Annotated in this window: 8 protein-coding genes; 4 read left to right on the top strand and 4 right to left on the bottom strand. The window is 60.2% G+C overall.

All coding sequences use genetic code 11. From position 1 onward, the window contains the following. Positions 1-28 precede the first annotated feature (28 nt). The 3 genes from RHSP_RS02750 to hemW are packed head-to-tail and all read left to right on the top strand — an operon-like array spanning position 29 to position 2,313. Positions 29-445, top strand: coding sequence for a VOC family protein (locus RHSP_RS02750; RefSeq protein WP_004108393.1), 417 nt, complete (start codon positions 29-31; stop codon positions 443-445). Positions 446-456: 11 nt separating this feature from the next. After that, positions 457-1,101: an RdgB/HAM1 family non-canonical purine NTP pyrophosphatase gene (gene rdgB, locus RHSP_RS02745; RefSeq protein WP_037149275.1), complete on the top strand. Its 645-nt coding sequence runs from the start codon at positions 457-459 to the stop codon at positions 1,099-1,101. A 36-nt stretch (positions 1,102-1,137) separates the two neighbouring features. Next, positions 1,138-2,313, top strand: a complete 1,176-nt coding sequence (hemW, locus tag RHSP_RS02740) for a radical SAM family heme chaperone HemW (RefSeq protein ID WP_037149227.1) — start codon at positions 1,138-1,140, stop codon at positions 2,311-2,313. 110 nt (positions 2,314-2,423) lie between these two features. Here the strand turns inward: hemW and RHSP_RS02735 are convergent, their stop codons facing one another. Continuing rightward, the gene (locus RHSP_RS02735; protein WP_037149224.1) at positions 2,424-3,347 is read right to left on the bottom strand and encodes a DMT family transporter; all 924 of its coding nucleotides are present in this window, start codon (positions 3,345-3,347) and stop codon (positions 2,424-2,426) included. Between the two features lie 155 nt (positions 3,348-3,502). On the opposite strand from RHSP_RS02735, the gene gcvA reads away from it, so the two are divergent. Further along, positions 3,503-4,399: a transcriptional regulator GcvA gene (gene gcvA, locus RHSP_RS02730; protein ID WP_004108380.1), complete on the top strand. Its 897-nt coding sequence runs from the start codon at positions 3,503-3,505 to the stop codon at positions 4,397-4,399. Between the two features lie 139 nt (positions 4,400-4,538). On the opposite strand, the gene dnaA is transcribed toward gcvA, so the two are convergent. From dnaA to RHSP_RS02715, 3 genes are all read right to left on the bottom strand, one after another. After that, a complete protein-coding gene (gene dnaA / locus RHSP_RS02725; protein WP_037149269.1) occupies positions 4,539-6,089 on the bottom strand; it encodes a chromosomal replication initiator protein DnaA in 1,551 nt (516 codons plus the stop codon). Positions 6,090-6,963: 874 nt separating this feature from the next. Next, the gene (gene rpsT, locus RHSP_RS02720; RefSeq protein ID WP_004108374.1) at positions 6,964-7,239 is read right to left on the bottom strand and encodes a 30S ribosomal protein S20; all 276 of its coding nucleotides are present in this window, start codon (positions 7,237-7,239) and stop codon (positions 6,964-6,966) included. Between the two features lie 305 nt (positions 7,240-7,544). Then, complete coding sequence (locus tag RHSP_RS02715; protein WP_004108371.1) at positions 7,545-8,318, bottom strand: enoyl-CoA hydratase; 774 nt, start codon at positions 8,316-8,318, stop codon at positions 7,545-7,547. Positions 8,319-8,352: the final 34 nt, after the last annotated feature.

Raw genomic sequence — 8,352 nt, 5'->3', positions numbered from 1 at the left:
GAGAGGGCTAGGGTGAGGGGCTAGTCCGATGAGCAATGCGACACTCGGAAGCATCCTTGAAACCGCCCTCTACGCAGACGATCTCGATGCTGCCGAGACCTTTTATGGCGGCATTCTCGGGCTGGAAAAAATCTCGCGCGGTGGCAACCGCCACGTCTTCTATCGTTGCGGACAGGGCGTGCTGCTGATCTTCAACAGCGAGGAAACCGTGAAGCCGCACGAACCGAGCGCCCTGCCAGTACCCCCGCACGGCACGAAGGGCCACGGCCATGTGTGCTTCACAGTCGATGGCAACGACATCGAGGCGATGGCACTAAAGCTGAAGACTGCCGGCATCGCCATCGAAGCCGATTTCCATTGGCCGAACGGCGGCCGTTCGATCTATTTCCGCGATCCGGCCGGCAACAGCCTGGAATGCGCCGAACCCCGCATCTGGGGCCTATGACGGGACAAGACATGCGCAAGCTCGATACCAAGACCATCGTCGTCGCCAGCCACAATGCCGGCAAGATCCGCGAAATACAGGACCTGATCGGCCCATTCGGCTTTACCGCCAAGTCGGCCGCCGACCTCAATTTCATCGAACCGGATGAAACGGGCACGACATTCGAGGAAAACGCTACGATCAAGGCGCTCGCCTCGGCGCATGCCTCCGGCCTACCCGCTCTTTCCGACGATTCCGGCCTGGTAATCGATGCGCTCGGCGGCGATCCCGGCGTCTATACTGCCAATTGGGCCGAAACGGCTGACGGCACACGCGATTTCGCGATGGCGATGCAAAAGGTCGAAACCGCGCTCGAAAAGGCCGGCGCCACTTCGCCGGAAAGCCGGACGGCCCGCTTCGTCAGCGTACTTTGCCTCGCCTGGCCGGACGGCCATACCGAGCTCTTCCGTGGCGAGGTCGAAGGCAGCGTCGTCTGGCCGCCGCGCGGCACGCAGGGCTTCGGCTACGATCCGATCTTCAAGCCCGAGGGTTACGAGACCACCTTCGGCGAGATGAACGCCGATCAGAAGCATGGCTGGAAGCATGGCGATTCGCACGCGCTGTCGCATCGTGCCCGAGCCTTCAAGGTCTTTGTCGAAACCTGCCTGGAGGCGTAAGCTTACTTCGTGGAAATCGTGGACACACAGGACTTGATGCGCGGAGCGCAATTGCTACCCGATACCGGCGAACCCGGTTTCGGAGTCTATGTTCATTGGCCTTTTTGCGCGGCCAAGTGTCCCTATTGCGATTTCAACAGCCATGTCCGCCATCAGCCTGTCGATCAGGAACGTTTCGCCGCCGCTTTCCTGAAGGAAATGGCGACGATGCGGATGATCAGCGGCCCGAAGACGGTAACCAGCGTCTTCCTTGGCGGCGGCACGCCGTCGCTGATGAAGCCGGAAACCGTCGGCGCGATCCTCGACGGCATTGCCAAGACCTGGCATATGCCCGACGGCATCGAGATCACCATGGAAGCCAATCCCTCGAGCGTCGAGGCGGAGCGCTTTCGCGGCTATCGTGCGACCGGCGTCAACCGCGTGTCGATGGGCGTGCAGGCGCTGAACGACCGCGACCTGAAATTCCTGGGGCGCCTGCACGACGTTGCCGATGCGCTGAAGGCGATCAAGCTGGCACGCGAAATCTTCCCGCGCATGTCCTTCGATCTCATCTATGCCCGTCCGAACCAGACGGTCGAGGAATGGGAGCGCGAGCTGAAGGAGGCGATCTCCTATGCCGTCGATCACCTCTCGCTCTACCAGCTGACGATCGAAGAGGGCACGCCCTTCTACGGTCTTCACAAGGCCGGCAAATTGATCGTGCCTGACGGGGATCAATCGGCGCTGCTCTACGAGGCGACGCAAGAGATTACCGAGCGCGAGGGCATGCCGGCCTATGAGGTTTCCAATCACGCGCGCCCCGGCGCCGAGAGCCGGCACAATCTCACCTATTGGCGCTATGGCGATTATGCCGGCATAGGCCCCGGCGCGCATGGCCGGCTGACGCAAGGCCCGCAGAAACTCGCGACCGCCACGGAGCGGAAGCCGGAGAGCTGGCTTGAAATGGTCGAGCGCGATGGTCACGGCATGATCGACCGGGAGATGCTTGGCTTCGACGAACAGGCCGACGAATTGCTGCTGATGGGCCTGCGGCTCCGCGAAGGCGTCGATCTCGCCCGCTGGCAGCAGCTTTCCGGGCGCGATCCCGATCCGCAGCGCGAGGCGTTTTTACTGGAACACGGTTTTATCGAGCGGATCGGCAATTCCCGCCTGCGCTGCACGCCGACGGGAATGCTGGTTCTCGACTCAGTCGTCGCCGACCTCGCTTGTTAATCACCTCCCCCTTGAGGGGGGAGGTCGCCGCACAGCGGCGGGTGGGGGTGACCGCTAGCGCTGAAGACCAATTGAGGCCTCGGTGTTTACCCAGATCACCCTGCCCGGCACTACGTGCCGACCCTCCCCCTCGAGGGGAGGGTGAAGAGGCGTCCATCGATCGCAGCAAGGCCGACCGCGATCAGCGCCATGCCGATGAAATGCTTCGGCTGCAGGCTCTCGCCAAGAATGAGCGCTCCAAGCAGGATCGCGCTGACGGGGATGAGGAAGGTCACCAGCATCAGGTTGGTGGCGCCTGCTGTGGCCAGAATGCGGAAGAACAGCACATAGGCGACGGCGGTCGACAGAATGGCGAGACCGGCGAGCGCCAACCAGGTTTCTCCCGACGGCACGGCAAGCGTCCAGGGATGATCGACAAAGAGCGCAATCGGCAGAAGCATGATGGCCGAGCCCGTCACCTGACCGGCGGCGGGAATGATGGGCGCCAGCCCCATGCGGCGGAAGCGACGTCCGAATATGCCGGCCAACGAATAGCTGAAGGCGGCACCCAGCACCGCAAGCTGCGCCAGCACATTGGAACCGAGGGTTGCGAGCACCGACGGGCCGATCATCAAAGCCACGCCGGCGAAGCCGACGATGACGCCGATCAGGCGGTTTCCTGTCATCTTCTCATCCGTCGTCAGGAAATGGGCAACGATGACGGCAAAGAGCGGCGTGGTGGCGTTGAGGATCGAGGCGAGGCCGCTTGCGATATGGGTTTGACCCCAGACGATCAACAGGAACGGAATGACGTTGTTCAGGAAGCCCATCCCGAAGAAGGCAAGCCACGCCTGACGATCCCTCGGCATGGAATGGCCGGTCGCTCGCACGATAATGTTCAAAGCAATTGCCGCCAGCCCGACGCGCGCGGTGACGATGGTGAAGGGCGGAAGTTCGCGCACCAGAATGCCGTTGAACAGGAAGGAGCCACCCCAAAGAATGGATAGGCCCACCAGCATAGTCCACTCGACTGCGCCCATGGATCTTTGCGACATGAGATCATCTCCAAGCATTTTCAATTGAGTTTTACTCATTCACGGTATGGTCTGACATCGTTGCCAATCACCCGATTTGCTGAAATAATCTCCTGATATCGAGGCTCTGACAAACGAGTCTTTTTGGAATCATGATTTAGTTGAGCTCAATCATTATGGATCAGTTGCCATCGCTTTCGGCGCTCCGTGCCTTCGAAGCCTCCGCCCGGCATCTCAGTATGACCCTGGCTGCGAACGAGCTGCATGTGACGCCAGGCGCCATCAGCCTGCAGATCCGCGATCTCGAAAGCTCGCTTGGCGTGCGGCTCTTCGAGCGGAGGCCTCGCAGCCTTGCCCTGACGACGGATGGCGCCGAATATTTCGCGACGATGCGGACAGCTTTCCGGCTCATGCGTGAGGCGACGGCTGCCTTGGCCATGCGCTCGAAGGATACGGTATTAACCCTCACCTGCACCGCCGGCTTTGCCACGCATTGGCTTGTGCCGCGGCTGCGACGCTTCGAGGAGGCACATCCCGACATCGATCTCCGGATCAGCGCCTCGCACCGAATGATGGATTTCCATCGGGATGGAATAGACATCGCCATTCGCCATGGCCTTGGCGGCTATGAGGGACTGGCGAGCGAGAGACTGCTTGATGACGAATATGTGCCGGTCTGTACGCCCGAGATGGCAGCAGCGCTTAGCTCCTCCCCTGCGGTCGATGCGCTCGCCAATCTGACCCTGATCCACGACGTCTATCGGCGCGACTGGGAACTCTGGCTGCAGGCCGCCGGCGCGACTTGCGTGGATGCCATGCGCGGGCCGGTCTTCACCGACGGCATGGGCGCCTATCACGCCATGAAGGCAGGGCTCGGCATAGCGCTGATGCGCCGCTCCTTCGTGGAGCAGGAATTGGCTGATGGTACGCTCGTTGCGCCTTTCCCGATCGGGCTTGCAAGCGCGTTCGCCTATCATCTCGTCTATCCGCCCGGCGCATTGGAGAGACCGGCAATTGCTACCCTGCGTGCCTGGCTGTTTTCCGAGGTTTCGCGCACGACCCCACCGGCTTGAGCGGCGTGCGCTTCCAATACGACAAAATATCGGGTGGGCCGCCGCGCCCTCGCGTCCAATAGCCGGCTAATTGTATGCAAAAAGAAACGGCCGGCTTTTAGGCCGGCCGTAAAACATGATGGAATGCCGATTCCGAAGCTTACTCGTTGATAAGGCGCTTCAGCAGCTCGATCTCGTGCGACAGCTTGCTGTCACCGGCAATCAGTTCCTCGATCTTGCGCACGGCGTGCAGGACTGTCGTGTGATCGCGGCCACCAAAGCGGCGTCCGATTTCCGGGAAGGAGCGCGGCGTCAGCGTCTTCGATAGATACATGGCGATCTGGCGCGGCTTGACGATGACGCGCGTGCGGCGGTTGGAAACCAGTTCCTGACGCGAGACATTATAGTGGCGCGCCACTATACGCTGGATGTCTTCGATGCGGACGCGGCGCGGTTCGCCGGAGCCGACCAGATGAGCGAGAAGCTCGTCGACGCGCTCGACCGTAAGGTTCGGCTCGAAGGAGCGGCGGAAGATGAGCTGGTTGAAGGCGCCTTCCAGTTCGCGACCGCTTGCCGTGACATTGCGAGCGACGTGAGACAGAAGTTCCGCCGGGATTTCCAGCGACGGATCGTCCTGACGGGCGGCATCCAGGCGGCGCTTGAGGATTTCAAGGCGCATTTCATAGTCCGGTGCCTCGACCTCGATCGCAACACCCCCCTGAAGACGCGAACGAACGCGCGGATCGAGCGATTCCAGCTCCCAGGGAGCGCGGTCGGCGGCAACGACGACCTGCTTGGCGCTGTCGAGCAACATGTTGAGCAGATGGCAGAATTCGTGCTGGATCATCTTGCCCTGCAGGAACTGCATGTCGTCGATGATGAGCAGGTCGATATTGCGCAGCGAGTCCTTCAGCGTCAGCGCATCATTGTCGCGGATCGCGGTCGCAAAGCGCCACATGAAATATTCCGCGGTCAGATAGACGACGCGCAGGCCGCGTGGGTTCTGGACGGCCGCATTGGCGATCGCCTGCAGCAGATGCGTCTTGCCGAGGCCGACCGTCGCATGGACGAAGAGCGGATTGAAGCGCACAGCGCCGGAGCCGGCTTCGGCGATGGTCTTTGCGGCAGCCAGACTGACGCGGTTCGAGCTGCCTTCGACGAAAGTATCGAAGGTGAAGCGAGAATCGAGCGGCGAACCGAACAGCGGCGAGCCCGCCGTCGAAGGCCGAGCAGCGGCAGCCGCACTCACAGCCTGAGCAACGGCCTGGCCAGCCGGCTGGGCAACGGCACGGCGGATCGGCGCAACGGCAGCCTGATCCGGCACGGCGGCCTGTTCCTCAGCGGAAGGCTTGGTGCCCTGGCGGGTGGCCGTGCGCACCAGAATCTCGACTTTAAGAATCTCCGCGTCTTCAGCCTGAAAAAGGCTGGTGATCAGCTCGAGATAACGATTGTTAATCCACGACTTCAGAAAAGTCGTCGGAACGGTGAGGCGAACAACGCTCTTGGATACCGAGTGAAGCTTGAGTCGCGCAAACCAGCTGGCATAGACATCCGGGCCAACCTGAGCCTTCAAGCGCGCGCTGACGCGCTCGAACAGAACACCTTGCGCCACGTCTCCCTTTTCCCCCGCCGCTTCTAGGCAAACCGCGCCGAACGCCTGTGCATTGTCCCCATTTTCCAACGCACCTGCCGTTCTCGTATGTATCTGCATTATAATGCCGCCTTCCACAGTCTCTTGCGGGGCAAGGCAGCCATAGCGCCATCGCCCCTGGGTCTTCGCCAAGGCATGGTGGTCGCGCTCGTTGTCCAAGCTGCGCCGCATACCGGTTCATCAGCCGAGCCCAGCCAAAGGGCTATACAGAAACACTATGGCGAAACCGTTCTTCAAAGCGGCCTTCGTCCTGGCGTCTGCATCAGGAGCATCGGTCGGCCCTCGTATTCCGACCCGCTGCCCCAACGACTGTCAACTTTTCTCCCCTCCCCACAGCCGTGTCATAAACTTGGGCCGTAAAGAACAGACAAGCTACCTCGTTCCGCAAGCGTTGCCGCTCCCGGCTTTAACTCGTCAACTGTTTGAAAAAACGAAACTGAACTGCTCCGTCACAAGAGGCAAAACCACCCACGCCGCCGTTAATGACGGTGTTCGCCAAAAGCCGTTTAAGGTGAGATCCGCGCCCCTTGTTGAAATGCATTTAGGCAGGATCGGGGGGAGATATCAACGATGAATTTTACACAAAATTAAGAGGCAGCCATTGACTCGGGAGGCCATTTTTGACTGTCACAGGCCCTTCAAAAAAGAATCGCTGTTGAATCAAAGAGATTCCCGTTCGGCGCGATTCTCACAGCTTTCAAAACAAAAAAAATAAAAAATCCCTTGACTCACTTGTGAGCCGGCAACGCGTCACGTAGATCACGCAGCGCTGAGATATCCTGCCATAAGCCTTTGTTTTAAAAGGCGTATTTCTGTCACGCCAGTGACATGATCAGGTAGTCGATTTTGGCAATGCGGCATTTTTTTGGCCGAATCCAAAAAGCCCGGCACGAGGGCCGGGCTTAAGTGTAACGATCAATTCGTTAATGGAAAGTTAGGCGGTCGGAGCCGAAAGGGCCTTCACGCGCTTGGCAAGGCGCGAAACCTTGCGGGAAGCTGTGTTGGCGTGAAGCACGCCCTTGGTTGCAGCGCGAGCCAGTTCCGGCTGAGCAGCAACGAAAGCTGCCTTTGCGCGATCTGCATCACCCGATGCAATGGCTTCTTCGACCTGGCGAACGAACGTGCGAACGCGCGAGCGACGAGCCTTGTTGACATCGGTGCGGCGGGCGATCTTGCGGGTCGCTTTTTTCGCCGAGGTAGTATTGGCCATGTATGCCTCTCTTAGAATTCGAACAAAACTCCATCGTTGCGGCGCGGGCCTTGCGGTCACTTCATCCAGCAATGCGGGAGCAATTGCGGAAAACCAGAGCGGCTTTCCAAACTGTGGCGGGCATATAACCGGAATGAGCCCCGGCGTCAACGCGGATTCTCGCCAAACCCGCGTAATTCCGGAATCCCGGCATTAGGCCCGGATGATTTTGGGTCGTTTCGACCTAAAATCTGAATCCGGCCTAACATCAAAGAAATAGAGCATGATGTCATCCGAAAACCGCTCACACTTTTCGGCATCATGCTCTACCTGTTCTTGAAGGCTGGCTTGCGCTTCTCGACGAAGGCCGCCATGCCCTCCTTCTGGTCTTCCGTTGCAAAGAGGCTATGGAACAGACGGCGCTCGAAACGCAGCCCTTCCTCCAGCGTGGCTTCCTGGGCGCGGTTGACCGCTTCCTTGGCCATCAGCACCGAAGGACGCGACAGCGATGCAATCTTGGCGGCAGCGGCCAGCGCCTCGTCCAAGAGCTTGTCGGCCGGCACCACGCGCGCGACGAGGCCTGCACGCTCCGCTTCCGCTGCATCCATCATCCGCCCGGTCAGCACGAGATCCATCGCCTTCGCCTTGCCAACGGCGCGCGTCAGGCGCTGCGAACCACCCATTCCAGGAATGACCCCGAGCGTGATTTCCGGCTGACCGAATTTTGCCGTCTCGGAGGCAATGATGAAATCACACATCATGGCCAGCTCACAGCCGCCGCCGAGAGCAAAGCCGCTGACCGCGGCGATGACCGGCTTGCGCGCCTTGGCGATCTCGTCCCAACCGCTGAACAAGTCCCTCCTATAGGCATCGATGAAATCGAGCGACTGCATTTCCTTGATATCGGCGCCGGCGGCGAAGGCCTTCTCCGAGCCCGTCAGCACGATTGCGCCGATAGCGTCATCCGCGTGCAAGGCCGCATAGGCCTGCGTGAGCTCGGCCAGCACGGTGGAATTCAGCGCGTTCAACGCCTGCGGTCGATTGAGCCGGACGAGGCCGACCGCCCCATGAGTTTCGACGATGAGGGTTTCGTAAGCCATTTCTCTCTCCCTTTAATCAGCTTTGGCCCTTCAA

Source organism: Rhizobium freirei PRF 81 (genome assembly GCF_000359745.1).
GTDB classification, from domain to species: Bacteria; Pseudomonadota; Alphaproteobacteria; order Rhizobiales; family Rhizobiaceae; genus Rhizobium; species Rhizobium freirei.
The sequence above is the reverse complement of the archived record's forward strand: the minus strand, read 5'-3'. Positions and strand labels throughout refer to the sequence as shown.

Coding starts and splice junctions, on each gene's coding strand:
- RHSP_RS02750 (WP_004108393.1), top strand. CDS start 29: ATGAGCAATGCGACACTCGGAAGCATCCTTGAAACCGCCCTCTACGCA.
- rdgB (WP_037149275.1), top strand. CDS start 457: ATGCGCAAGCTCGATACCAAGACCATCGTCGTCGCCAGCCACAATGCC.
- hemW (WP_037149227.1), top strand. CDS start 1,138: ATGCGCGGAGCGCAATTGCTACCCGATACCGGCGAACCCGGTTTCGGA.
- RHSP_RS02735 (WP_037149224.1), bottom strand. CDS start 3,347: ATGTCGCAAAGATCCATGGGCGCAGTCGAGTGGACTATGCTGGTGGGC.
- gcvA (WP_004108380.1), top strand. CDS start 3,503: ATGGATCAGTTGCCATCGCTTTCGGCGCTCCGTGCCTTCGAAGCCTCC.
- dnaA (WP_037149269.1), bottom strand. CDS start 6,089: ATGCAGATACATACGAGAACGGCAGGTGCGTTGGAAAATGGGGACAAT.
- rpsT (WP_004108374.1), bottom strand. CDS start 7,239: ATGGCCAATACTACCTCGGCGAAAAAAGCGACCCGCAAGATCGCCCGC.
- RHSP_RS02715 (WP_004108371.1), bottom strand. CDS start 8,318: ATGGCTTACGAAACCCTCATCGTCGAAACTCATGGGGCGGTCGGCCTC.